The sequence below is a fragment of the Streptomyces sp. NBC_01622 genome (genome assembly GCF_045209635.1).
GTDB lineage: Bacteria > Actinomycetota > Actinomycetes > Streptomycetales > Streptomycetaceae > Streptomyces.
On record NZ_CP109293.1, the window covers coordinates 7,393,059 to 7,416,707 of the forward strand.

Genomic DNA, 23,649 nt, shown 5'->3' on the forward strand with positions numbered 1-23,649 from the left:
TGTGCACGGCCTGATCAAGGAGATCGGGCGGCAGGTGGAGGAGCTGGTGCCGCAGCCGCCCTCCGTCTTCTACTCCGGGGTGACGGAACTGTCGTCGTCCGTCGCGCGGCTCCGGCGAGTGGCCCGCACGGCGCGCGACACCGCTCAGGAATCCGTCACCCCTGTGACCGTTACGGAAGTCCCGCTCGACGAAGGTGACTTCGCCGCGCTCGTCGAGTCCCACCGGCGTGAGATCCAGGTCCACTGCTACCGCATGACCGGGTCGTACGACGACGCCGAGGACCTGGTGCAGGAGACGTTCCTGCGGGCCTGGCGGGCCCGGGACACCTTTCAGGGGCGGGCCGGTGCCCGTACCTGGCTGTATCGCATCGCCACCAACGCCTGCCTGGACTTCCAGCGCCGTACGGCCCGCCGCCCCAAGCGGTACGAGCCGTTGCCCGGCATGAACCACGGTGGCGGGGAGCCGCCCGCCCGTATCACCTGGCTGCAGCCCTACCCCGACGACGAGTTGCCCTCCGCCGAGGAACAGCCGGAGGCCGCCGCCGTCTCCCGGGAGACCCTCGAACTGGTCTTCCTGGCCGCCGTCCAGCATCTCCCGCCGCGCCAGCGCGCGGTGCTGGTGCTGCGGGACGTGCTCGGGCTGACCGCTGTCGAGACCGGCGAGGCCCTCGACATGACCGTGGCCTCGGTCAACAGCGCGCTGCAACGCGCCCGCCCCACCCTGCGCGACCGGCTCCCCGGCCGGCGTGCGGACTGGACGGCCGACGGGCCCACCGAGCATCAACGCGCCCTGGTCAAGCGGTACATGGCCGCCGCCGAACGCCTCGACCTGTCCGAGGTCGCCGCCCTGCTCAGCGAGGACGTCACCCTCACCATGCCGCCGAACCCGTTCTGGTTCACCGGCCGCGACGCGCTCGTGGAGTTCCTGAGCGTGAGCCTCGACGTCAACTCGCCGATGTTTCTTGGACATTGGCGTCATCTCCCGGCCCGCGCCAACGGGCAGCTCGCGGCCGGGGGTTACGTCCGACGGCCCGGAACGACCGTCTACCGCGCGCAAGTCCTCGACGTGCTCCGTTTCGGCTCCGACGACCGGATCGTGGAGATCACGTCCTTCGAGCCGCACCTGTTCCCGGCCTTCGGACTCCCGCTGAGGTTGTGAGCGATGAGTGGTGGGCTCCCTGTGCGTCTGTATGGCCGACACGAACGACACGTACATCACGACCCACGAGGAGATCACCATGCTGCTCACCGACAAGACCGCGGTCATCTACGGCGCCGGCGGCTCGATCGGCGGTGCCGTCGCCCGTGCCTTCGCCGCCGAGGGCGCCCGCGTCCACCTCGTGGGCCGGACCCTGGAGACGCTGGAAGCCGTGGCCGCCGACATCAAGGACGCCGAGGTGGCCGTCGTCGACGCGCTCGACGAGACGGCCGTGGAGGAACACCTCGCCCGTGTCGGGGACGTGGACGTGTCCTTCAACCTCGTCTCGCGCGGCGACGTACAGGGCCTGCCGATCACCGACATGCCCGTCGACGACTTCCTGGCGCCGGTGATCAACGGCACCCGCGCCAACTTCATCACCGCCCGCGCCGCCGCCCGCCGCATGGCCGAGCGGGGCAGCGGTGTCGTCCTCACCCTCAACAGCGGTTCCGCGCACGGCAGTCCGATGATGGGCGGCACCGGTCCGGCCGACGCGGCGACCGACAGCCTGGTGCGCAACCTGGCGATGGAGCTGGGCCCACGCGGGGTGCGTGCCGTAGGCCTGTGGGCCGCCGGCATCCCCGAGACGCTCACGATCGAGAAGCTCGGCAAGGTCAACCCCGACCTCAACGAGGCGGCGATCCAGGGGATCCTGGGCCACCTGTCCAGCCTGCGCATGACCCGCCGCAACCCCACCCTCGCCGAGATCACCGCGACCGCCGTGTTCCTCGCCTCGGACCACGCGGCGAGCATCACCGGCACGTTCGTCAACGTCACCGGCGGGATGTTCCCGGGGTGACGGCGAAGGGTGACGGCGAGGGGCGCCCGGCGGATCGCCGGGCGCCCCTCGCCGTCGTAGAACCGCTTACGACGCAGCCGCGTCCGCGGCCTGGGCCTTCAGTGCGCGCTCCACACCGGACCGGGACTCCGAGACCAGGCGGCGCAGGGCCGCGTTGGGGTCGGCGGTGGTCAGCCAGGTGTCCGTGCGGTCCAGGGTGTCCTGGGAGACCTGGATCGACGGGTAGAGGCCGACCGCGATCTGCTGGGCGATCTCGTGCGAACGGGCGTCCCAGATCTCCTTGACCGCCGCGAAGTACTTCTCCGTGTACGGCGCCAGCAGTTCGCGCTGGTCGGTCTGGACGAAGCCCGAGATCACCGCTTCCTGAAGGGCGTTGGGCAGCTTGTCGGACTCGACGACCTGCGCCCAGGCCTCCGCCTTCGCCTCCTCGGTCGGGCGGGCGGCACGGGCGGTCGCCGCATGGCGTTCACCGGCGGCCGTCTTGTCCCGCTCGTACTCGCCGGCGATCTCCGTCTCGTCGAACCGGCCCACGGACGCGAGGCGTTCGACGAACGCCCAGCGCAGCTCGGTGTCCACTGCCAGGCCCTCGATCGTCTGGGTGCCCTCCAACAGGGCGTCCAGCAGGTCGAGTTGCTCCGGCGTGCGGGCCGTCGCGGCGAACGCGCGGGCCCACGCCAGCTGGTGGTCGCTGCCCGCCTCGGCGGAGCGCAGGTGCGCCAGCGTGGCATCCGTCCAGCGGGTGAGCAGCGCCTCGCGGGCGGCCGGGTCGGCGTACAGCTCGATCGCCAGTTTCACCTGCCGCTGCAGCGACTGCACGACACCGATGTCGGACTCCTTGCCGATGCCCGACAGGACGAGGGAGAGGTAGTCGCGGGTGGCGAGTTCGGCGTCGCGGGTCATGTCCCAGGCCGAGGCCCAGCACAGGGCGCGGGGGAGGGAGGACTCGAAGTCGCCGAGGTGCTCGGTGACGAAGGCGAGGGACTGCTCGTCGAGGCGGACCTTGGCGTACGACAGGTCGTCGTCGTTGAGCAGCACCACGTCCGGACGGTGCTTGCCGACGAGTTGCGGTACGGCGGTCAACTCGCCGTCCACGTCCAGCTCGACGCGCTCGTCGCGCACCAACTTGCCGGTGTCCTCGTCGAGTTCGTACAGGCCGACGGCGATGCGGTGCGGGCGCAGGGTCGGTTCGCCCTTGGCGCCGGCGGGGAGAGCCGGGGCCTCCTGGCGGATCGCGAAGGCGGTGATCACGCCATCCGCGTCCGTCTCGATCTCCGGGCGCAGGATGTTGATGCCGGCCGTCTGCAGCCACGCCTTCGACCAGGCGCTCAGGTCACGTCCGGAGGTCTCCTCCAGCGCGCCCAGCAGGTCGGACAGACGGGTGTTGCCGTACGCGTGCCGCTTGAAGTACGCCTGCACGCCCGCGAAGAACTCGTCCATGCCGACGTAGGCGACGAGCTGCTTGAGGACGCTCGCGCCCTTGGCGTACGTGATGCCGTCGAAGTTGACGAGCACGTCGTCCAGGTCGCGGATCTCGGCCATGATCGGGTGCGTGGACGGCAGTTGGTCCTGCCGGTACGCCCAGGTCTTCATCGAGTTGGCGAACGTGGTCCACGAGTGCGGCCAGCGCGAGTCCGGCGCGTACGCCTGGCAGGCGATGGAGGTGTAGGTGGCGAACGACTCGTTCAGCCACAGGTCGTTCCACCACTCCATGGTCACGAGGTCGCCGAACCACATGTGGGCCAGCTCGTGCAGGATGGTCTCCGCGCGCACCTCGTAGGCGGCGTCGGTCACCTTGGAACGGAAGACGTACTGGTCCCGGATGGTGACGGCACCGGCGTTCTCCATCGCGCCCGCGTTGAACTCCGGGACGAACAGCTGGTCGTACTTCTTGAAGGGGTACGCGTAGGCGAACTTCTCCTGGAACCAGTCGAAGCCCTGCCGCGTGACCTCGAAGATGGCGTCTGAGTCGAGGTATTCGGCGAGCGAGGGCCGGCAGTAGATGCCGAGCGGGACGGACTGGCCGTCCTTCTCGTACACGCTGTGCACGGAGTGGTACGGCCCGACGATGAGCGCCGTGATGTACGTCGAGATGCGGGGCGTCGGCTCGAACACCCAGGTGTCGTCCCGGGGTTCGGGCGTCGGGGAGTTGGAGACGACGGTCCAGCCCGTCGGCGCCTTCACGGTGAACTGGAAGGTGGCCTTCAGGTCCGGCTGCTCGAAGCTCGCGAACACGCGGCGCGCGTCAGGGACCTCGAACTGGGTGTAGAGGTATGCCTGTTGGTCGACCGGGTCGACGAACCGGTGCAGTCCCTCACCGGTGTTGGTGTAGGCGCAGTCCGCGACCACGCGCAGGACGTTCGGCCCCTCCAGCAGCCCGGCCAGGGCGATCCGCGAGTCCTTGAAGACCTCTTCCGGGTCGAGCGGATCGCCGTTCAGCGTCACCTCGTGGACCGTCGGGGCCACCAGGTCGATGAAGGACTCGGCGCCGCCCTCCGTCACCTCGAAGCGCACCGTCGTCGCGGACCTGTAGGTCCCGCCCTCCTGCGCGCCGGAGAGGTCGAGATCGATCTCGTACGAGTCAACGGTGAGCAGCGTCGCCCGCTGCCGCGCCTCTTCGCGAGTCAGGTTTGTGCCAGGCACGCGGTCATCTCCTCGTTATGTGTGGGTTGCGCCATCCTTCCACGGGACCTGACCGGAACGCGATGTCCGTTTCCCGCCGGTGAGCGGGGCGGACGAGCGCGAGCCTGGAGTCATGACGACGTACACGGCACGACCCATCGACCCCACGGTTCTGAAGGAACTGCGCTCTGCTGACGATGCGGGGCGCCGAATGGTTCCCGTACTCGATGAGGAGGGCGGCGCTCCGCTCCGCTGCTGCCTGCGCCGCAGCGAGCCGGGTGAGCGGATCGCCCTCGTTTCGTACGCTCCGCTGCGCCGCTGGGCGGCGGAAACGGGGGTGGATCCGGGGGCGTACGACGAGCAGGGGCCGGTGTTCATTCACGCGGAGGAGTGCGGAGGGCCTGCGGCCGGCTCCGGGTATCCCTTTGCGGACGCCCACCGGGTGCCGCGCCGCTATTCGGCAGAGGGCCACATCCTGGGCGGCCGGCTCGTGGAGACGCCGGACGACGATGCCTTCCGAAACGCCTTCGACGACCCGTCCGTGGCACTGGTCCACGTCCGGGCCGTCGAGTACGGCTGCTTCCTCTACGAGGTGCGGCGGCCTTCGGCCGCTGACCGGTGAGGCGGTCCTAGGCGCCCCGCAGCTCCGCCGCCACCAACTCCGCGATCTGTACCGCGTTCAGTGCGGCGCCCTTGCGGAGGTTGTCGTTGGAGATGAAGAGGGCGAGGCCGTGGTCGACCGTTTCGTCGGTGCGGATACGGCCGACGTAGGACGGGTCCTGGCCGGCGGCCTGGAGGGGGGTCGGGATGTCGGAGAGGGCCACGCCGGGGGCGCCGGCGAGGAGTTCCGTGGCGCGCTCGGCCGTGATCGGGCGGGCGAAGCGGGCGTTGACCTGGAGGGAGTGGCCGGAGAAGACCGGGACCCGGACGCAGGTGCCGGAGACCTTCAGCTCCGGGATCTCCAGGATCTTGCGGGACTCGTTGCGGAGCTTCTGCTCCTCGTCGGTCTCGTTCAGGCCGTCGTCGACGATCGAGCCCGCGAGCGGCAGCACGTTGAACGCGATGGGCCGCTTGTAGACCTGCGGCTCGGGGAAGTCGACCGCCGAGCCGTCGTGCGTGAGCTTGTCCGCGTCGGCGACGACCTTCAGCGCCTGACCGTGCAGCTCGGCCACCCCGGCGACACCGGAACCGGACACCGCCTGGTACGTGGCGACGACCAGCGCCTCCAGCCCCGCCTCCGCGTGCAGCGGCTTCAGGACCGGCATCGCGGCCATCGTCGTGCAGTTCGGGTTGGCGATGATGCCCTTCGGGCGGTCCACGATCGCGTGCGGGTTCACCTCGGAAACCACGAGGGGTACGTCGGGGTCCCTGCGCCAGGCCGAGGAGTTGTCGATGACGACCGCGCCCTGCGAGGCGACCTTCTCGGCCAGCGCCTTCGAGGTCGCGCCGCCCGCCGAGAACAGCACGATGTCCAGGCCGGAGTAGTCGGCGGTGGCCGCGTCCTCCACCGTCACACCGTCGAGGACCGTCCCCGCCGAACGGGCCGAGGCGAACAGACGCAGCTCGGTCGTCGGACCAAGAGAATTAAATGCAGCCCGCTCGACGAGGATCCTGCGCATGACCGTGCCGACCTGACCGGTGGCTCCGACGATTCCGACCCTCACAGCGACTCCTTCACCTGTTCCTGTACATCTGCGGCGTTTCCATCATGCGGCCGCCCCTGGTCCACCTGTCCAATTCTTTGCCCCGCATGCCCGAGGAGTGGGACACCGCCCTTGCCAGTGTGACCTACGTCTCCGAACGTTTCCGTGCGCTGCGGCGTCGTAGAGGAAACGCGGGAAGGGGGTGGCTTGTGCTGCGCAGAATGGCCCGTCGGGTCCGGGAGGGCGATGATCCACTGGACGCGGCCCAGGAGCGGCGGGTGCGGGCGGTGCTCGCGCTCGGCGGGGTGCCGCAGGCGGATCTGCCGGACGGGGTCCAGCAGGTACGGCTGCGGTTGCTGGAGCGGGCGGCGAAGGGCGACGAGGCACCGCGCGACGTCTCGGCGTGGGCGGCGGTCGTCGCCTCGAACTTCGCCATGGACTGGCACCGGGCCAGGCGCCGCCAGGAGCGGGTGGGGGAGCGGCTGGCCTCCCTGCGCCAACTCGCGCACCCCTCCGGCGAGGACACGAGTGTCCTGTCCCTCGCGGTGGCCCAGGGCCTGGACGAGCTGCCCGACCAGCACCGCCAGGTCCTCGTCCTCCGCTTCTTCGCCGATCTGCCGGTGCGTTCCATAGCGCACGAGCTGGGCATCCCGGAGGGCACGGTCAAGAGCAGGCTGCACACGGCGGTCCGCGCACTGCGCGACCGGCTGCACGAGGACGAGGTGGTGTGACGTGGCCACGCAGAACGAGGAGTACGACGGCGTGGACGCGCTGATGGCCGCGATCACGGGCGAGCCGGTGCCGGAGGCGGCCCGCGCGGACGCCGCCTACCTGGCCGAGCACCGGGCCGCCACGGCCGATGTGGCGCTGTTGCGGGAGCAGTTGGGGATCATCGGGGAGGCGCTCTCCGCACCGCCGCCGCGACCGGAACCCGGGCCCGTGCGCACACCGCGTCCCGCCCGGCGGCGCCATCCGACCCTGCGCGCCCTCGCCTACGGCACGCTCGCGTTCGCGCTGGTGGCGGGGATGATCACCGGGCTCGCCTGGCTGGTCGCGCACAACGGGGGCGTGAACTCCGCGTCGAGCAGCAGCGCGGACTCCGGGTCGAAGGTGGCGGGCGGCTCCGGCGGGGGCTCCAGGGCCCCGGGCGCGCTGTCCGACCCCGCCTTGTACGTGGCCTGCTCCCGCCTTCTCGTCGAGGGGACCGTGACCGGGGTGCAGCCGGGCTCCGACCCCCGCAAGCGGATCACACTGGCCGTCACCCGCTCCTACCGGCCCGCGCACGGCCCGGCCCACGTCACGGTCGTGCTGGCCGCCGGGACGAGTCCGGCGCCGCGCCAGGGGCAGCATGTGCTGGTCGGTGTACCGAAGGGCTCGGACACGGCGAACCTGTGGACCGTGGGCGACGACGCCGTAGCCGCGGACCGGGCCGCGATCGTCAAGGCACTCACCGGAGCCGGCGCGGGCACGGCCGTCTGCCCGAGCGGCTGACAGCGAGAAGGGCGGGCGCCCGCACGGACGCCCGCCCCGTCTGTCGTACGTCGTGCTACGACGTGACCTTCTCGATCTTCACGCTGCCCAGGCCCGCGACCGTGCCGTGGGCGTTGACCAGCTGGATCCGGCCGAAGAACTCACGGCCCGCCGGAGCCGCCGCCAGGGCGGTGACGCTGCCGGAGACGGTCGCCGAGGCGCCCGTCGCGAGCTTGACCGGCGTCGAGTCGTCGACGGTGACCGTGCCGAGCGCGGCCGAGTAGAACACGTCCAGGTAGTCGTACGCGGTCGACCCGGACGGTACCGAGTAGCCCGCGACCTCGACGGTGTAGGTCCCGGCGGCCGGGTTGGCGATCGAGACCGCCTCCTCCGAGTCGCCGTCGGCGGACTGGCCGACGACCGTACCGGCGGCGTTCTTCACCGTCAGGTCCAGGTCCGCCGCCGTGTCCGAGACGTTGCCGATGGACACGTCCAGGGAGGTGGCGCCGGCGGGCACGTCGACCGTGGTGGTCTGGGTGACGCCCTCGGTGATGGTGGGCCGCGCGGTCAGCGAGGAACCGAGCGGGCCGCCCTTCAACGTGCCGTCCAGCGCCGCGTAGTTGTTGGTCACCTTCCAGGAGGCGGTGGCCGGGACGCCGACCTTGGCCTCGGGCACGGTCACGGTCTCCGGGTCGAAGGCCGCGCCGAGCACGGTGGCGTCCAGCTTGTACGGGTTGTCGAGCAGCGGCGACGTGCGGCGCGACTCGACCTCGATCTCCCAGACACCGGCCTGCGGGTCGGCGTACGACCGCACGTCGGGCTTGCAGCCGTTGCCGTCGAGGTAGTTGTTGTAGCAGTACGGGGTGCCGGTGTCCTCGACCGGAACGCCGTACGGGTGGATCGAGATGAACCGCGTCTGGCTCTTGTCCTTCAGCCCGCTGATCGCGACCTCGAAGGCCTTGGCACCCTCGGGGACGGTCACGAAGTACGACTGCGTGCTGTCGCGCTGCACCGAACTCGACTTGGAGTAGGTGTAGTTGACGGGGGTCGAGACCACGACCGTGGTGAGGATCTGCTTGTCGAGGCCCTCGGTCTTCGGGTCGTCGACCTCCAGGATCGCGCTCTTGATGCCCGAACTCTTCGGCGCCGCCTGCACCTTGACGGTCACCGGCTGGTTCAGCGGGAGCCTGACCTCGTCCGAGCCGACGATCCGGAAGGTGCCGCCGGCGTTGTTCGCGAAGTGCAGCTCGTGCCGAACGGCCTTGTCCGCGCCAGTGGTTCGCGTGATGACGACGTCGTACGTCTTCTTCGCTCCGGCCTTGAGGCCGCCCTCGCGGTCGTAGAGACCGGTGCCGAAGCCGGGCGTCTTCAGCGCGAAGTCGATCGCGGTGTCGACGGGAGCCTTCACGGTGTAGTCGTGCGCGGTGGCGCCGTCCCTGATGGACTGCCACGCGTCCACGATGTCGATGAGGCCCGCGCCCTCCTCGTACGCCTGAACACCCTTGATGTGATCGGCCGTTGAGGTCAGCGCCGTGCGCAGCGTGGCCGGGGTGAGGGCGATGTGCTTCTGCTTGGCGGCGCTCAGCAGCAGCGCCGAGGCGCCCGCGGCCTGCGGGGAGGCCATCGAGGTGCCCTGGAGCATCGAGTAGCCGGCCGGCAGGGTGTAGCCCGCCTCGGCGACCGGGGAGCCCGGCAGCCAGGTCTGGGTGGAGTTGATCGAGGCGCCGGGCGCGACGAGCGTCGGCGTGAAGCCGCCGTCCTCACGCGGGCCGCGCGAGGAGAACGGCAGCAGCTGGTACTTCTTCTCCACCTGCGAGCCGTAGTTGGCGGCCCAGGTCTCCTTGGAGATGGCCGCGCCGACCGAGATCACCTTGTCGGCCAGGCCGGGGTCGCCGATCGTGTTGGCGCCCGGACCGGAGTTGCCGGCCGAGATCACGAGCTGCACGCCGTAGGTGTCGATGAGCCGCGTGTACAGCTCGGCGCGCGCGTTGTTGCCGTCGTTCAGCGCGGGCAGACCGCCGATCGACATGTTGACGATGTCGACACCGCGGTTGGCGACGAGGTCGATCATGCCCTCGGTGAGCGCCACGTTGGTGCAGCCGCCGGTCCAGGTGCAGGCACGGGACGACACGATCTTCGCGCCGGGGGCCGCGCCGTTCATCTTGCCGCCGAACAGGCCGTTGGCCGCGGTGATTCCGGCGACGTGGGTGCCGTGCTCGGACTCGATGACACCGATGTTGACGTAGTCGGCCTTGGCGCCGGACGCGTTGTAGACGACGTCCTTGCGGATCTCGACGACGAACGGGACGCGCTCGACGACGTCGGTCGAGGGGTCGTCCGTGCCGAAGTAGCCGACCTGGTAACCGTCCTTGTACGGCTTCATCGGGGTGTCGTCGGTGAAGTCGAGATTGTCGTTCAGGTCGACGCGCACGGTGCCGGAGGCCGGGTCGTACAGCACGCCCCAGGCGTCGGTGGTGTCACCGTCCCGGTTCAGGTCGCCCTTCTCGTCGCCTCCGGCGGTGGCGGACTCGTACATGTAGTTGAACTTGTAGTCGCCCGCGGGAGCTTTGAACGCCTCGGTGCCCTGGGTCGCCGTGGTGATGGAGAAGGACGGGCCGGAGACCGCCGTGGTCATCCGCCGCCAGGTGCCGTCGCCGTCGTTGACCGGGTCGGTCGAGGTGACCCAGTCCACGATCTTGCGCTCGCCGGTGGTGGTCTTCTGCAGTGCCGGGTGGCCGAGGTCGACGCCGGAGTCGAGGATGCCGATGGTGATGCCGCGGCCGTCCGCCTTCGGGTTCTTCTTCACGAAGTCGACGGCGCCCGTCTCGAAGGACGGGTTGTACGGGTTCTCGGCCGGGGTGCTCTTGCTCGGCCCCGAGTAAGTGGCCTTCGTCGTCGCCTTGTTGGAGCTCTTGGCGCTGGTCGCGGTGTCCGCGCTGGGCGTCGGATCGTCGAGCGCGATCTCCTGGCGCAGGTCGATGGCGTGCACCGAGGACAGCTTCGCGGCGGCGGCGATCGCCGCGTCCGCCTTGCCGGTGGGCACGGTGGCGCGGACGTAGCCGAGCTTGTCGTAGGTGCGGCCCACCAGGCCGCCCTTGACCGCGTCCAGCTCGCCGGCGACCTGCTCGGTCTGGCCCGGGGCGGTCGCGATCATCATCGTGACGTTCTTGTCGCCGTCGGCCTTGGCCGTGGCGAGCAGATCGGCGTCGTCCGAACCGAGCTTGGCGGCGGCGGACTTGACGGTCCCGTCCGTGGGCGCGGTGCTGGCCGGAGCGTCGGCGGAGAAGGCCATGGGTATCGGCCCGGCCGCGGAGAGCGCGGCGACGAGACCGGCGGCCACGGATATTCGGGCCACGCGTCTCTTGGGGGTGAGGGTCATCGGCATCCCTTGTAGGTGAAGAATCCAGTGCCGGACGAGCGCACAGCTTTACCCAAGGGACAGTTGTTTGGGAAGTGTTGACCGAATCGATATGGATGTATGGGGAAAACCCCCTGTCCGGCCGGGGGTTCAGGACTCCTTGACGCGCGTGTAGTGGCGGGAAGCCTTCGCGCGGTTGCCGCAGGCCGCCATCGAGCACCAGCGGCGGGTGCCGTTCCTCGACGTGTCGTAGAAGTGCAGGATGCACGCCTCGTGGGCGCAGCGGCGGATGCGGTCGGGGGCGGTGTCGAGCAACTCAAGGTAGTTGCGGGCGGCGAGCCAGGCGGGACCCCAGGAGGGATTGCTCAACTCGGGCAGTTCGCGGGGTCCTTCGGCGGTGAGCGAGACCAGGACACGCCCGTTCCGGAGTACGGCGTCGACGAGCGGGGCCCCCTCCCGCAGTGACCCGTCGACGGCCGCCTTCAGCGCGTCGCGGGCCTGGAGGACGTGGCTCAGCATCCTGGTGTCGGGGAAGTACCCGCCGTCCAGCCCGTTCGCGGCCAGCCACACGCCGAGCCCGTCGACATCGGTGAGCAGGTCCTGGACCTCCCCCTCCCGCATCCACCGCGTGTTGAGCAGGTCGAGCGCGAGCGGTTCGCCGACGAGCGGGCGGGGGTCGGGGGTGGTGGGCACCGGCATCGAGAAGCTCCCTTCTGATCTAACCGGTCAAGACTACGTGACCGGTTGACCCTGTCGATTCTAACCACTAACGTCTTTAACGACGGTTAGATCAGAGGAGGGCTTCTCATGACCCTGCACGCCGGCCACATCGGCCTGAACGTCACCGACCTCGACCGCTCACTCGCCTTCTACCGGGACGTCCTCGGCTTCGCGGTACTCGCCGAGGGCAAGGAGGACGACGACCGCCGGTACGCGTTCCTCGGCGACGGCGGCGACCACCCCGTCCTCACCCTCTGGCAGCAGGCGCAGGGGCCGTACGGCGGCGACCTCGCCGGCCTCCACCACCTCGCGTTCGCCGCCGACTCGATCGAGCAGGTCGAGCGGTACGAGGAGGCACTCAAGGCCTACGGCGCCGACTTCGCGTACGAGGGCGTGGTCGCCCATCGCGAGGGCGCGGCCTCCGGCGGCATCTTCTTCCACGACCCGGACGGCACCCGCCTGGAGATCTCCGTGCCGAGCGGTGCCGAGCACGCCCCCGCCCCGCACGCGGAAGCCCCGACCTGCGGATTCTTCTAGCCGTGGCCGCCATGCAGACGTATCACGCGGGGTCCCGTGCCGTGCAGGACCGGGCGGGAGTGCGGGACATCGCCGATCACGTAGGCCAGATCATCGGCCAGGGCATCAAACCCGTGGCCGCCGCCTTCCTGGAACTCCAGCCCCTCCTGATCGTGGGCGCCGCCGACCCGGCGACGGACCGGGTCTGGGCCTCCCCGCTCACCGGCCCACCCGGTTTCGTACGGGCGACGGGCCCCCACCAGGTCTCGGTCACCGGCGGCACACGCCCGGCCGACCCCCTCACCCCGGCCCTCACCGACGCACGGGACCTGCCGGTCGGCACCATCGCCCTCGACCCCCGCACCCGCCGTCGTATGCGAGTCGACGGCCGACTCCGTTCCACCGCACGGGGGTTCGCGATCGAGGCGGAGCGGGTGTTCTCCAACTGCCCCAAGTACATCCAGCGGAGAGAGTCGTACGAGACGGTCGCGGACCGCGTGCCCGCAGCCGCCCGGCGCGGCGGTGAACTGACCTCCGCACAGGCCGAGTTCATCGCGTCAGCCGACACCTTCTTCCTCGCCACCGTCCACGAGCACGGCGCCGACGCCAGCCACCGAGGCGGCAACCCGGGCTTCGTACAAGCGATTTCACCCCGCGAGCTGACCTGGCCGGACTACCCGGGCAACGCCATGTTCCTGAGCCTGGGCAACCTGTTCGCTGACCCGCGCGCCGGACTCCTCTTCCTCGACTGGACGAGTGGCACAGTGCTCCAACTCACCGGCCAGGCACGGACGGAGTTCGGCGTGGACGGCGAGCGCAGGGTGCGTTTCACCCTTACCGAGGCCGTCGAGAGCGCCCCTGCGCTCCCCCTGCGCTGGTCCGCGCCCGAATACTCACCTGCCAATCCGGACCCGGCACATTAACGTCTACCGGATGCGCAAGAAGCTGAGAGTCGCCGCCTACGCCGTCTGCGTCCGGGACGGACAGCTCCTGCTCGCCCGCTCGCCGGCCGAGGGCGGGGGCTACGAGTGGGTGCTGCCCGGCGGCGGCATGGACCACGGCGAGCATCCGAACGACACCGTCGTCAGGGAGCTGGAGGAGGAGACCGGCTACCACATCGAGGTCACCGGTTTCCTCGGCATGGACTCGAACCACCACGTCATTCCGTGGAGCTACCGACGCAAGGTGGACCAACACGGCCTCCGGCTCGTGTACGAGGCCCGGATCGTCGGCGGCGAACTCCGCAACGAGATCGGCGGCTCCACCGACATGGCCGCCTGGCACCCGCTGGACGACGTGTCGGGCCTGCGCCGCGTGCCGTTGATCGACATCGCGCTGAAGCTGTGGCGGGAGCGGCCGGCCGTAGGACGGGTCGAACGCGTCCCGGAATAGCTTCAGTACCCCGTCAGATGAACGCTGAGTAGCCGCTTCCCGGCGGCTCGACGAGCGTTCACGAACGCACAGGGGGCGCCAAGATCCACGTACGGTGATCGGCGCTACGCGTTGCCGTCTCGTTTACGCGCAGGTCATCCCCGATGCCAAGCATCCAGTACGAGCGGGCAGTTCGCGACCGCGATCGAAAACCGATCGACGCGAACACCCGCGACCACTGCCGACGCAGTTCGTACTCGGGGAGATCGCGCCATGTCGCGCACACGCTCTGTCGCCAGCTCCGCGCTGGGGGTCAACCGCCGTACCGTCCTCGCCGCCACCGCGGCCGTGTCCGTCTCCGCGGGCGTGGGTTACGCCCTCCGGCCCACCGACAGCCAGGCCGCCACGGGCGACGCCACCAACGCCACCAACGCCGCGGCCCAGGCACCCGTGGCGGAGTCCCGCAAGGCACCGGCCGCACCCCTGGCCCCCTACACCAAGGGCACCACCCTCGCCACGGTCGCCGCCCCGCGCACCCACTCCGGCTACCGCCGCCTCGGCGACGGCGCCGGCTGGAAGCGCGTGGTCCGCGCCGACCTCGCCGCCGCCAAGTCCGGGCGCGCGGGCCGCCGTACGGCACTCGCGTCGTTCGTGCAGTTCACCGACCTGCACCTGATGGACAGCCAGCACCCGCTGCGCCTGGAGTACCTGCGCTCGACCGACAAGCACGCCTGGCGCCCGCACGAGGCGCTGACCGTGCAGGGCGGGATCTCGCTGGTCGAGCGGGTCAACGCGCTGCGCGGCGCCCCGGTGACCGGCTCCCCGCTGCACTTCGTGATGACCACCGGCGACAACACGGACAACAACGCCAAGTCCGAGCTGGAATGGTTCATGAAGATCATGAGCGGCGGCCGGTTCACCCCCAACACCGGTGACCCGCGCCACTACGAGGGCGTCCAGAACAGCGGCCTCAAGCTGTACTGGCAGCCCGACTCCACCGTGCGCGACGGCGACAAGCAGCTCGGCTTCCCGCACCTGGGGGGCTTCCTGGCCGCCGCGATCCGCGAGGTCCGCAGCCCCGGCCTCAACCTGCCCTGGTACTCGACGGTCGGCAACCACGACGCGCTCCCGCTCGGCTGCTTCGGCTCCCACGCGGACCCGTACCTCACCGAACTCGCCATCGGCGGCAAGAAGTTGATGACCGCGACAGCGGCCGAGGCGAAGAAGCTGCAGAACTCGATCCGGGACGCCAAGGACCCCAAGGGCAGCGGTTACCGCGACTTCCTCAAGGCGCACGCCCGCTCCGCGCGCTCGATCACCCCGGACGAGAAGCGCGCCCCGTACACCTCCGCCGAGTACCTCAAGGCCCACCTCGACCCGGCCTACCAGGGCCTCGGCCCGGTCGGTCACGGCTACTCCTCGGCGAACGTCGACGCGGGCACGCAGTACTACGCGTTCCGCATCGCCGACGACGTGATCGGCATCAGCCTCGACACCACGGACGCGGGCGGCCACTACGAAGGGTCCATCGGGGCAACGCAGTTGAGGTGGCTCGACAAGACACTGCGCGACAACAAGGACTCGTACGCGGTGATCTTCAGCCACCACACCAGCAAGACGATGGACAACACCCGCCCCGACCCGGCCCACCCGACCGAGCGCCGCTACGAGGGCTCGGCGGTCGTCGCCCTGCTCGGCAGCCACCCGAACGTGCTGGCCTGGGTCAACGGCCACATCCACCGCAACGTCATCACCCCGCACTCGGCACCCGACGGCCGCAGCTTCTGGGAGATCTCCACCGCCTCGCACGTCGACTATCCCCAACTCGCCCGGGTCATCGAGCTGGTGGACAACAAGGACGGCACGCTCTCCCTCTTCACCACGCTCATCGAGTCCGCGGCCCCGCACCGCACCGACTTCTCCGACCTCACCCAGACCGGCCTGGCGGCCCTCTACCGCGAACTGTCCTACAACGCGCCGGGATCGAGCACGGTGCTGGGCGGCGACGCGAAGGACCGCAACACCGAGCTGATTCTCAAGAAGGGCTGAAACTCACTCAACTGGCGTACACCGGAGCAACCTTCGCTCCCGACCGCCGTGTCCCTCCCCCCGACCGAGCCGAACCGGGCTCAACGAAGGGGGAAGACATGGCAGTTCGTGCGGTAGTGATGGGTGCGACGGCGGTGGCGCTGTCGGTCGCACTGGCGGGACCCGCGCTGGCGGCGGAGCCCGCAGGCAAGGACCACACGGCGACACGGGAGGCACTCCGGGCGGCCGTGCGGGACGGCGTACCCGGCGTCACGGCGACGGTGAAGGACGGCGGCACCACCTGGTCGGCGACAGCCGGTGTGGGCAACCTCCGCACCGGCAAGCCGCGTTCGGCCGACGACCGGTACCGGGTGGGCAGCATCACCAAGGCCTTCGTGTCGACGGTGCTGCTCCAACTGGAGGCGGAGGGCCGCCTGTCGCTCGACGACACGGTGGAGAAGTGGCTGCCGGGCGTGGTCCAGGGCAACGGCAACGACGGCGGCAAGATCACCGTCCGCCGGCTCCTGAACCACACCAGCGGCATCTACAACTACACGGAGGACGACGACTTCGGCCGCACCTACTTCCTCAAGGACGGCTTCTTCCAACACCGTTACGACACGAAGACCCCGGCCGACCTGGTGGCGATCGCCATGTCCCACAAGCCGGACTTCGCGCCGGGCACGTCGTGGCACTACTCCAACACCAACTACGTGCTCGCCGGCATGGTCATCCAGAAGGTCACCGGCCACTCGTACGCGACCGAGATCCGCGACCGCATCATCAACCCCCTGCACCTGAAGGCGACTTCACTCCCCGGCACGAAGGTGACGGTTCCGAGCCCGAGCAGCCACGCCTACAGCAAGCTGGCGGAGGAGACGACGGGCCCGACGTACGACGTCACGAAGCTGAACCCGTCGCTGGCCTCGTCGGCGGGCGAGATGATCTCCAGCTCCGCCGACCTGGACCGCTTCTACGGCGCGTTGCTGGGCGGAAAGCTCCTCCCGGCGAAGCAGCTCAAGGAGATGCAGACGACGGTGCCGGCGGGCGACAGCCCGACCACGCGCTACGGCCTCGGCATCTCCGACATCAAGCTGCCCTGCGGTGTCCATCTCTGGGGCCACGACGGCGGTATCCACGGCTCGTCGTCGGCGGTGGTGGCGACGGCGGACGGCCGCCATTCGCTGGCGTTCAACTTCAACGGGGACTGGTCGGGGGACGCGGGGGCGGTGGTGGTGGGGGAGTTCTGCGGTAAGTAAGGGCGTCGCGGGCGCCCTGGGAGGCCTCCCTTGCATAAGCGGAACAAGGTTCCATATGCTGTTCCGGAACCTTGTTCCGCTTATCCGCCCTCCCGAGGAGAGCCATGCACTACCGCACACTGGGCCGCACCGGTATCAAGGTCAGCCCCTACTGCCTGGGCGCGATGATGTTCGGCGAGATCGGCAACCCCGACCACGACGACTCCGTCCGGATCATCCACAGGGCGCTGGACGCGGGCATCAACTTCGTCGACACGGCGGACGCCTACTCGCGCGGCGAGTCCGAGGAGATCGTCGGCAAGGCGCTGAAGGGCCGCCGCGACGACGTCGTACTGGCGACGAAGGCACACCTCCCGATGGGCGACGACCCCAACGAGCGCGGAAATTCGAGGCGTTGGCTGGTCCGAGCGCTGGAGAACTCCCTCCGCCGCCTCGGCACCGACCACGTCGACCTGTTCCAGATCCACCGCCCCGACCCGGACACGGACGTGGAGGAAACCCTCTCCGCCCTCACCGACCTGGTGCGCGCGGGCAAGGTGCGGGCGGTCGGCACGTCCTCCTTCCCCGCGTCGGACATCGTCGAGGCGCAGTGGGTGGCGGAGCGACGCGGCCTGGTCCGCTTCCGCACGGAGCAGCCGACGTACTCGATCCTCAACCGGGGCATCGAACGCGAGGTCCTCCCGGTCTGCGAGCGCTACGGCATGGGCACGCTGGTCTACAGCCCACTGGCGGGCGGCCTGCTGACGGGCCGCTACCGCAAGGGCGCGCCGGCGGACACCCACCGCTCCGCCTTCGGCTTCAAGCACCTCGCCGACGAGCACCGCCTCGACACGGTCGAACAGCTCGTGCGGCTGGCCGAGAAGGCGGGGTTGCCGCTGACCCACCTGGCCATGGCCTTCGCGATCGCCCACCCCGGAGTCACCTCGGCGATCATCGGCCCCCGCACGATGGCCCACCTCGACGACCTGCTCGCGGGCGCGGACACCGTCCTGTCCGACGAACTCCTCGACGAGATCGACGCGTTGGTGCCGCCCGGCACGGACGTGGGGACGCTCGACATGGCATACGCCCCACCGGCGATCCAGCGGCCGGCGCTGCGCAGGCGGACGCTTGAGGAGCGCCTGGCCGTCTGACCGGGGTTCGGCGTCGGTGGGTGCCGGCTGTGTCATGGCAGAAGCGCGTCTCACGCCTGGGGAGGGTGAGGTGCGGAAGTGTGACACTTGGGGCGGAAGTGTCACACTTTTGGCGGTCGACTTCGCGTGGCTCTGACGATCGACGTATCGGACCGTCGGAAAGACGGTTCGCGCCCGGTTCGCCGGAGGCCCCGCACCAATTGACCACGGGATAACCAACCGGACCCAGACACGAGACGCCCAGTTCATTCCGACGAAATGTCCGTGCCGCCTCATAACGGCTAACCCGCTGTTCACGGGGATGGCTCGATTCATACGCAAGGCGGGTGGTCGTGTGCGCGCTAGACACGAACTGCACGTGCTGTCGGTCTACGAAGGCTTCTTCTCCGGGGGAGCCCGAATCGTCCACAGCGACGTCATCATGGGACTCGTGGAGGGCGGCCAGCATCATTCGGTGCTGAGCATCCACGGCGAAGTACACCGAGAAGCAACCCGGCAGGCCATGGAGAACGACGCCTGCTACCAGCAACTGACCGCGGCCGGTGTCGGGGTCTCCACCCTCGGCCGTAGTTTCGGCGGTGGTGAGGGGCAGATCAGCACCGGGTTCACCGGCCCGGAGCTGGCCGACGCGGCCCGTGCCCTGGCCGACGCCGACATCGTCCTGTCGCTCAAGGAACAGCCGCTCTCCCTGCTGAACCAGGCGGGCCTGCCGCGCCGCCCGGTCGTCGTGTGCCTGCACCGTTCGGACCCCGAACATTCGGGCACCGCCCTCGACGAACTGAAGGCCGCCATCGCCGACGGCGAGGTCGTCGCCGCCGTGTGCTGCGCGGAGTCCACCCGCGACGCCTACCAGGCCACCGGCATCCCGCCCGAGGTCCTCCACGTCATCCCCAACGGCGTGGATCTGCTCCGCTTCCGCCCCGACCCGGCCCGGCGGCTCGCCTTCCGCGCCTCCCTGGGGATTCCGGATGCCGCACCCGTCGTAGTGTTCGCCGCCCGCTACGCCACCATGAAGAACATCCCGCTCTTCCTCAGCGCCGCCCACGAGTGGCTACGACGGGAACCCGCCGGCCACGTCGTCATGTGCGGCACGGGCATGACCGCCGACAACCAGCCCGCCCTCTGCGCCGACATCGACGCCGCCTTCGGGGTGGACAGAGAAGAACTCACCGCACGGCTTCATCTTCTCGGTGTGCGGCGGGACATGGAGACCGTCTACGCAGGGTCGGATGTCGTCGCGCTGACGTCGTCCTTCGGGGAGGCCGCGCCCTTGTGCCTCATCGAGGGCATGATGTGCGGGGCCGTACCCGTCGCCACCGACATCGGCGACAGCGCCTCCATCGTCGCCGGGCACGGCATCATCACGCCCCCCGACCCGGAGGCCATCGCGTCGGCCTGGACCGAGGCGGTCGTGGGCCGCGCGGAGTTCGCCAAGGCCCACGCCCGCAGCCGCGAACGCTTCAGCCGTACGCGCATGATCGCCTCCTACGCCGCCCTCCTCGACGGCCTCCACACCAGTCACACGACCACCACCGCGACACCACCACCCCTCCCCGAACCCCTGTAGCCATAAGCGCAGACATAAATGAGGAGGGACCACCGACCCCCCGGTGGTCCCTCCTCTCCCCTCCTGGTGCTGCCCCGGTCCGTCACTACCGGGGCAGCACCACGACATACGCGGCGGGATCGCGGTCCGCCGCCGCCATCAGCGCCGTACGGACCACCGCCGCCTGCTGCTCCAGCCCCTCGCGGAGCTTCCTGGGGGTGATGTGGACGACCGTGATGCCGAGCCGTTCCAGGTGCTCGCGCTTGCGGGCGTACTCCGACCACAGGGCGTCGTCGTCCTGGCGCGGGGCGCGGGTGTCCAGTTCCACGGCGACCGCCTGCCCGGGCCAGTACGCGTCCAGGCCGCCCAGGTGCGGGCCGCCGGGCAGGCGGAGGTCCACGTTCCACACCGGGTCGGGAAGGCCGTACTCGCTCACCATCCGGTAGAGCCGGTGCTCCGCGATCGCGCGGCCCTCGGCCAGCAGTGAGTCCACCGCGTCCACCACGTGCGGGCGGCTCAGCAGCTTCGCGTCGTTCAACTCCCGTACCACCGCGGCCGGTTCGCAGTGAGCACCGCGTACCGCCTCGGTGAGCAGCCGGCGGACCGCGTTCGCGTCCGACAGCCCGGCCACCGCGTCCGCGACGGCACGCGGCACCGGGGCGACCGGTACGCCCTTCACCTGCCGCGCGGCCGGGAGCGCCGGGGTGCGGAGGATGCGGGCGCAGCCCGTGGAGCGCAGCCGGCGCATCCGGGGGACCAGGACGTCGATCTGGTCGAGGGAGGCGAGCGACCCGGCCGAGGTGAAGCCGTACAGGGCCAGCGCGGCCAGGCCGGTGACCATCGTCTCCGCGTATGTCGGCCGGTGCGGCCCCTCCGCTCCGGGCTGGACCGGGACGCCGGTCGTCCGCTCCCGCGCCGCGTACGTCAGCACGGCCTGCAGCCGCTCCTCGCCGGTGGGCGGGCCGGGGTGCAGCAGGACGACGCCGGGGAGGAGCTGCTGCCAGGGGCCGTCGGGACGGCACTGCTCGTTCACCTCGGCGGCCGGGACGCCGTGCGCACGGAGCTGAGCCGTCGTCAGAACGCGGCGGTGCACCTCGGAGAGGTGGCTGAGGGGGCGGGGGGAGAGCGGGGTGTCGTGGTTCATGAACCGGGGTTTCCCGCGCCGGATCCGCTCCCTAACCGCTGTTACACGCTCGTCGACAAATCCTGACAAGGCGGTGCTAAAGGACGGGTGTTCGGATGTCGAGTAGGCACCGAAAACCCCTGGTCCGGATGGGGTGGACCAGGGGTAACGGCTGCGATTACCTGTATTCAGTAACGGTCACGGAGAGACCGATCGCAGGCCAACGATCAAGCGCGAGAACCGTCCGAACCCCGGCCCCCGTTGTCCGCCTCCTGCGCCCGCAGCGCCCGCGCCAGATCGTCCCGCGCCTCCAGCACCAGCCGCCGCAGCGCGGGCGCCGCCCCCTCGTGGGAGGTCAGCCACGCGTCCGTCGCGGCCAGCGTCGCCGGGCCGTCCTCGGCGGCCGGGAACGCCGGGAACAGACCCTTCACCACATCCATCGCGATCTGGATCGACCGCTCCTCCCACACCCGCTCGATCGCCGCGAAGTACTTCTCCGTGTACGGCGCCAGCAGCTCCCGCTGCGACGGCTGCACGAAGCCCGCGATCGTCGCCTCGACGAACGCGTTGGACAGCGCGTCCGACTCCACGACCTGCGCCCACGCCTGCGCCTTGACCGCCGCCGAGGGACGGGCGGCGAGACAGCGGACCTGGTGGCGCTTGCCGGACGCGGTGTCGTCCCTGGCCAGCTCGGCGGCCACCACGGACTCGTCGGCAACCCCGTGCGCGGTCAGCGGCTCCAGGAACGCCCAGCGCAGCTCCTGGTCCACCACCAGACCCTCGATCTTCTCCGTGCCGTCCAACAGACCCTGCAACAGCGCCAGTTCCTCCGGCGCCGACGCCACCGACGCGTAGAAACGCGCCCAGGCCAGCTGCTGCTCGCTGCCGGCCTCGGCGTCCCGCAGATCCCGCTCCGCGATGTGCGCCAGCAGCTTCGCGCCGGTCTCCCGCCACCACGGCGGCGAGTAGTTGACCAGCGCCGAGTTCGCCCACGCGTGCAGCATCTGCAGCACACCGATGTCGGTCTCCCGGCGCCCGAACTGCATCACCAGGTCGATGAAGTCCGGCGCGAGGAGCAGCGCGTCCCGCGTCATGTTCCACAGCGCCGACCAGCACAGGGCCCGCGCCATCGGGTCGGTCAGCGCCCCGAGCCGGTCCCGCAGGGTCGCCAACGACACCGCGTCGAAACGGGTCTTGGCGTACGTGAGGTCCTCGTCGTTGACGAGCACCAGCTCCGGCGCGTCCGCACCGGCCAGCTCCACTACGACCGTCCGCGCGCCGTCGACGTCCACCTCGGCCCGCTCGTACCGGACGAGGCGCTTGTTCTCCGTCCGGTAGAGGCCCACCACCACTCGGTGCGGGCGGAGTTCAGGGTGCGACTCGGCCGCCTCCTGCAACACCGTCAGCTCCGCGATCCGGCCGCCCTCCACGTCCAACACCACTTGCGGAGTAAGGGAGTTGAGCCCGGCCGTCTGCAGCCACGACCGCGACCAGGACGCCATGTCCCGGCCGCTCGTCTCCTCAAGGACCGACAGCAGGTCACCGAGGCGCGTGTTGCCGTACGCGTTCCGCTTGAAGTAGCGGCGCGCACCCTCCAGGAAAGCGTCCTGGCCGACGTACGCCACCAACTGCTTCAGTACGGAAGCCCCCTTGGCGTACGTGATGCCGTCGAAGTTGAGCTTCGCGTCCTGGAGGTCGCGGATGTCGGCGGTGATCGGATGCGTGGACGGGAGCTGGTCCGCGCGATACGCCCACGCCTTGCGGCGGTTGGCGAAACTGATCCAGGCGTCGGTGAAGCGGGTCGCGCCGACGCTCGCGAACACCCCCATGAAGTCCGCGAAGGACTCCTTCAGCCACAGGTCGTCCCACCACTCCATGGTGACCAGATCGCCGAACCACATGTGCGCCATCTCGTGCAGGATGACGTTGGCCCGGCTCTCGTACGACGCCCGCGTCACCTTCCCCCGGAAGATGAACTCCTCGCGGAACGTGACCAGTCCGGGGTTCTCCATCGCGCCGAGGTTGTACTCGGGCACGAACGCCTGGTCGTACTTCCCGAACGGGTACGGGAAGTCGAAGTGGTCGTGGAAGAAGTCCAGCCCCTGCTTCGTCACCAGGAACACGTCGTCGGAGTCGAAGTACGGCGCCAGACCCTTGCGGCACATCGCGCCGAGCGGGATCTCCAGCGTCGTACCGTCGTCGAAGGTGCGGGAGTAGGAGTCCGTGACGTAGTGGTACGGGCCCGCGAGGAACGCCGTGATGTACGTCGAGATCGGCTTCGTCTCCGCGAACTTCCATACGCCGTCGGTCAGTTCACCGACGCCGTTGCTCCACACCGTCCAGCCCTCGGGCGCCCGCACCTCGAAACGGAACGGCGCCTTGAGGTCCGGCTGCTCGAAGTTGGCGAAGACCCGGCGCGAGTCGGCCGGCTCGTACTGGGTGTAGAGGTAGATCTCGCCGTCCTCGGGGTCGACGAAGCGGTGCATGCCCTCGCCGGTACGGGAGTACGCGCACCACGCGTCGACGATCAGCTCGTTCTCCGCGGCCAGGTCCTCCAGCCGGATCCGGGAACCGTCGAAGACCTCGCCCGGATCGAGGTCCCTGCCGTTGAGCGACACCGCGGTCACGCCCGGCGCGATCAGGTCCGCGAAACTCGCCGCGCCCGGCTCGGCGCAGCGGAACCGGATCGTGGTCACGGACCGGAACGTCCGCGGCCCGTCCGCGCTGCCTTCGTCTCCGGCGGACTCGCCCACCGCCGAGCGCAGGTCGAGGGACACGTCGTACCCGTCGACGGACAGCAGTGCGGCCCGCTCCCGGGCCTCGTCGCGGGACAGATTCTCACCGGGCACGGAGGCACTCCCTCGGA

At 70.0% G+C, this 23,649-nt stretch carries 18 protein-coding genes; 12 read left to right on the forward strand and 6 right to left on the reverse strand.

Features of this window, described 5'->3' with window-relative positions; all coding sequences use genetic code 11:
• The first annotated feature begins 1 nt into the window (after position 1).
• Together OH768_RS34230 and OH768_RS34235 are read left to right on the forward strand one after the other, a co-directional pair.
• A complete protein-coding gene (locus tag OH768_RS34230) occupies positions 2–1,159 on the forward strand; it encodes a sigma-70 family RNA polymerase sigma factor (protein ID WP_406459822.1) in 1,158 nt (385 codons plus the stop codon).
• A gap of 79 nt (positions 1,160–1,238) precedes the next feature.
• Positions 1,239–1,997, forward strand: a complete 759-nt coding sequence (locus tag OH768_RS34235; protein ID WP_406465555.1) for an SDR family NAD(P)-dependent oxidoreductase — start codon at positions 1,239–1,241, stop codon at positions 1,995–1,997.
• Positions 1,998–2,063: 66 nt separating this feature from the next.
• Here OH768_RS34235 and pepN (OH768_RS34240) read toward each other — a convergent pair whose 3' ends face one another.
• Positions 2,064–4,637, reverse strand: coding sequence for an aminopeptidase N (gene pepN, locus OH768_RS34240; RefSeq protein ID WP_406459823.1), 2,574 nt, complete (start codon positions 4,635–4,637; stop codon positions 2,064–2,066).
• Between the two features lie 112 nt (positions 4,638–4,749).
• Between pepN (OH768_RS34240) and OH768_RS34245 the strand changes: the two genes are divergently transcribed.
• Positions 4,750–5,238 carry a DUF1203 domain-containing protein gene (locus OH768_RS34245; RefSeq protein ID WP_406459824.1) on the forward strand — a complete coding sequence of 163 codons (489 nt, stop codon included), beginning with the start codon at positions 4,750–4,752 and terminating at the stop codon, positions 5,236–5,238.
• 7 nt (positions 5,239–5,245) lie between these two features.
• Here the strand turns inward: OH768_RS34245 and OH768_RS34250 are convergent, their stop codons facing one another.
• Positions 5,246–6,280: an aspartate-semialdehyde dehydrogenase gene (locus OH768_RS34250; RefSeq protein WP_406459825.1), complete on the reverse strand. Its 1,035-nt coding sequence runs from the start codon at positions 6,278–6,280 to the stop codon at positions 5,246–5,248.
• 200 nt (positions 6,281–6,480) lie between these two features.
• On the opposite strand from OH768_RS34250, the gene OH768_RS34255 reads away from it, so the two are divergent.
• Both OH768_RS34255 and OH768_RS34260 read left to right on the forward strand, forming a co-directional pair.
• A complete protein-coding gene (locus tag OH768_RS34255; RefSeq protein WP_406459826.1) occupies positions 6,481–6,990 on the forward strand; it encodes a sigma-70 family RNA polymerase sigma factor in 510 nt (169 codons plus the stop codon).
• Position 6,991: 1 nt separating this feature from the next.
• The gene (locus OH768_RS34260) at positions 6,992–7,750 is read left to right on the forward strand and encodes a hypothetical protein (protein WP_406459827.1); all 759 of its coding nucleotides are present in this window, start codon (positions 6,992–6,994) and stop codon (positions 7,748–7,750) included.
• Between the two features lie 55 nt (positions 7,751–7,805).
• Here OH768_RS34260 and OH768_RS34265 read toward each other — a convergent pair whose 3' ends face one another.
• Both OH768_RS34265 and OH768_RS34270 read right to left on the reverse strand, forming a co-directional pair.
• The gene (locus OH768_RS34265; RefSeq protein ID WP_406459828.1) at positions 7,806–11,108 is read right to left on the reverse strand and encodes a S8 family serine peptidase; all 3,303 of its coding nucleotides are present in this window, start codon (positions 11,106–11,108) and stop codon (positions 7,806–7,808) included.
• Positions 11,109–11,237: 129 nt separating this feature from the next.
• Positions 11,238–11,780 (reverse strand): CGNR zinc finger domain-containing protein, encoded by a 543-nt coding sequence (locus OH768_RS34270; protein WP_406465557.1) that lies wholly within the window; start codon positions 11,778–11,780, stop codon positions 11,238–11,240.
• 114 nt (positions 11,781–11,894) lie between these two features.
• Between OH768_RS34270 and OH768_RS34275 the strand changes: the two genes are divergently transcribed.
• The 7 genes from OH768_RS34275 to OH768_RS34305 all read left to right on the forward strand — a co-directional run bounded on the left by OH768_RS34275 (position 11,895) and on the right by OH768_RS34305 (position 19,681).
• Positions 11,895–12,344, forward strand: a complete 450-nt coding sequence (locus tag OH768_RS34275; RefSeq protein ID WP_406459829.1) for a VOC family protein — start codon at positions 11,895–11,897, stop codon at positions 12,342–12,344.
• An 11-nt stretch (positions 12,345–12,355) separates the two neighbouring features.
• Positions 12,356–13,246, forward strand: a complete 891-nt coding sequence (locus OH768_RS34280) for a pyridoxamine 5'-phosphate oxidase family protein (RefSeq protein WP_406459830.1) — start codon at positions 12,356–12,358, stop codon at positions 13,244–13,246.
• Positions 13,247–13,256: 10 nt separating this feature from the next.
• Positions 13,257–13,715 carry an NUDIX hydrolase gene (locus OH768_RS34285; protein WP_406459831.1) on the forward strand — a complete coding sequence of 153 codons (459 nt, stop codon included), beginning with the start codon at positions 13,257–13,259 and terminating at the stop codon, positions 13,713–13,715.
• Positions 13,716–13,967: 252 nt separating this feature from the next.
• Positions 13,968–15,743: a TIGR03767 family metallophosphoesterase gene (locus OH768_RS34290; protein WP_406459832.1), complete on the forward strand. Its 1,776-nt coding sequence runs from the start codon at positions 13,968–13,970 to the stop codon at positions 15,741–15,743.
• A 98-nt stretch (positions 15,744–15,841) separates the two neighbouring features.
• The gene (locus tag OH768_RS34295) at positions 15,842–16,981 is read left to right on the forward strand and encodes a serine hydrolase domain-containing protein (RefSeq protein ID WP_406459833.1); all 1,140 of its coding nucleotides are present in this window, start codon (positions 15,842–15,844) and stop codon (positions 16,979–16,981) included.
• 104 nt (positions 16,982–17,085) lie between these two features.
• The gene (locus tag OH768_RS34300) at positions 17,086–18,114 is read left to right on the forward strand and encodes an aldo/keto reductase (RefSeq protein ID WP_406459834.1); all 1,029 of its coding nucleotides are present in this window, start codon (positions 17,086–17,088) and stop codon (positions 18,112–18,114) included.
• Between the two features lie 358 nt (positions 18,115–18,472).
• Positions 18,473–19,681 carry a glycosyltransferase gene (locus OH768_RS34305; protein WP_406465559.1) on the forward strand — a complete coding sequence of 403 codons (1,209 nt, stop codon included), beginning with the start codon at positions 18,473–18,475 and terminating at the stop codon, positions 19,679–19,681.
• A gap of 85 nt (positions 19,682–19,766) precedes the next feature.
• Here the strand turns inward: OH768_RS34305 and OH768_RS34310 are convergent, their stop codons facing one another.
• Both OH768_RS34310 and pepN (OH768_RS34315) read right to left on the reverse strand, forming a co-directional pair.
• Complete coding sequence (locus OH768_RS34310; protein WP_406459835.1) at positions 19,767–20,804, reverse strand: hypothetical protein; 1,038 nt, start codon at positions 20,802–20,804, stop codon at positions 19,767–19,769.
• 206 nt (positions 20,805–21,010) lie between these two features.
• Complete coding sequence (gene pepN, locus OH768_RS34315; protein ID WP_406459836.1) at positions 21,011–23,632, reverse strand: aminopeptidase N; 2,622 nt, start codon at positions 23,630–23,632, stop codon at positions 21,011–21,013.
• Between the last annotated feature and the right edge of the window lie 17 nt (positions 23,633–23,649).

Coding starts and splice junctions, on each gene's coding strand:
- OH768_RS34310 (WP_406459835.1), bottom strand. CDS start 20,804: ATGAACCACGACACCCCGCTCTCCCCCCGCCCCCTCAGCCACCTCTCC.
- OH768_RS34295 (WP_406459833.1), top strand. CDS start 15,842: ATGGCAGTTCGTGCGGTAGTGATGGGTGCGACGGCGGTGGCGCTGTCG.
- OH768_RS34265 (WP_406459828.1), bottom strand. CDS start 11,108: ATGACCCTCACCCCCAAGAGACGCGTGGCCCGAATATCCGTGGCCGCC.
- OH768_RS34285 (WP_406459831.1), top strand. CDS start 13,257: ATGCGCAAGAAGCTGAGAGTCGCCGCCTACGCCGTCTGCGTCCGGGAC.
- OH768_RS34245 (WP_406459824.1), top strand. CDS start 4,750: ATGACGACGTACACGGCACGACCCATCGACCCCACGGTTCTGAAGGAA.
- OH768_RS34255 (WP_406459826.1), top strand. CDS start 6,481: ATGGCCCGTCGGGTCCGGGAGGGCGATGATCCACTGGACGCGGCCCAG.
- OH768_RS34235 (WP_406465555.1), top strand. CDS start 1,239: ATGCTGCTCACCGACAAGACCGCGGTCATCTACGGCGCCGGCGGCTCG.
- OH768_RS34280 (WP_406459830.1), top strand. CDS start 12,356: ATGCAGACGTATCACGCGGGGTCCCGTGCCGTGCAGGACCGGGCGGGA.
- OH768_RS34290 (WP_406459832.1), top strand. CDS start 13,968: ATGTCGCGCACACGCTCTGTCGCCAGCTCCGCGCTGGGGGTCAACCGC.
- OH768_RS34300 (WP_406459834.1), top strand. CDS start 17,086: ATGCACTACCGCACACTGGGCCGCACCGGTATCAAGGTCAGCCCCTAC.
- OH768_RS34275 (WP_406459829.1), top strand. CDS start 11,895: ATGACCCTGCACGCCGGCCACATCGGCCTGAACGTCACCGACCTCGAC.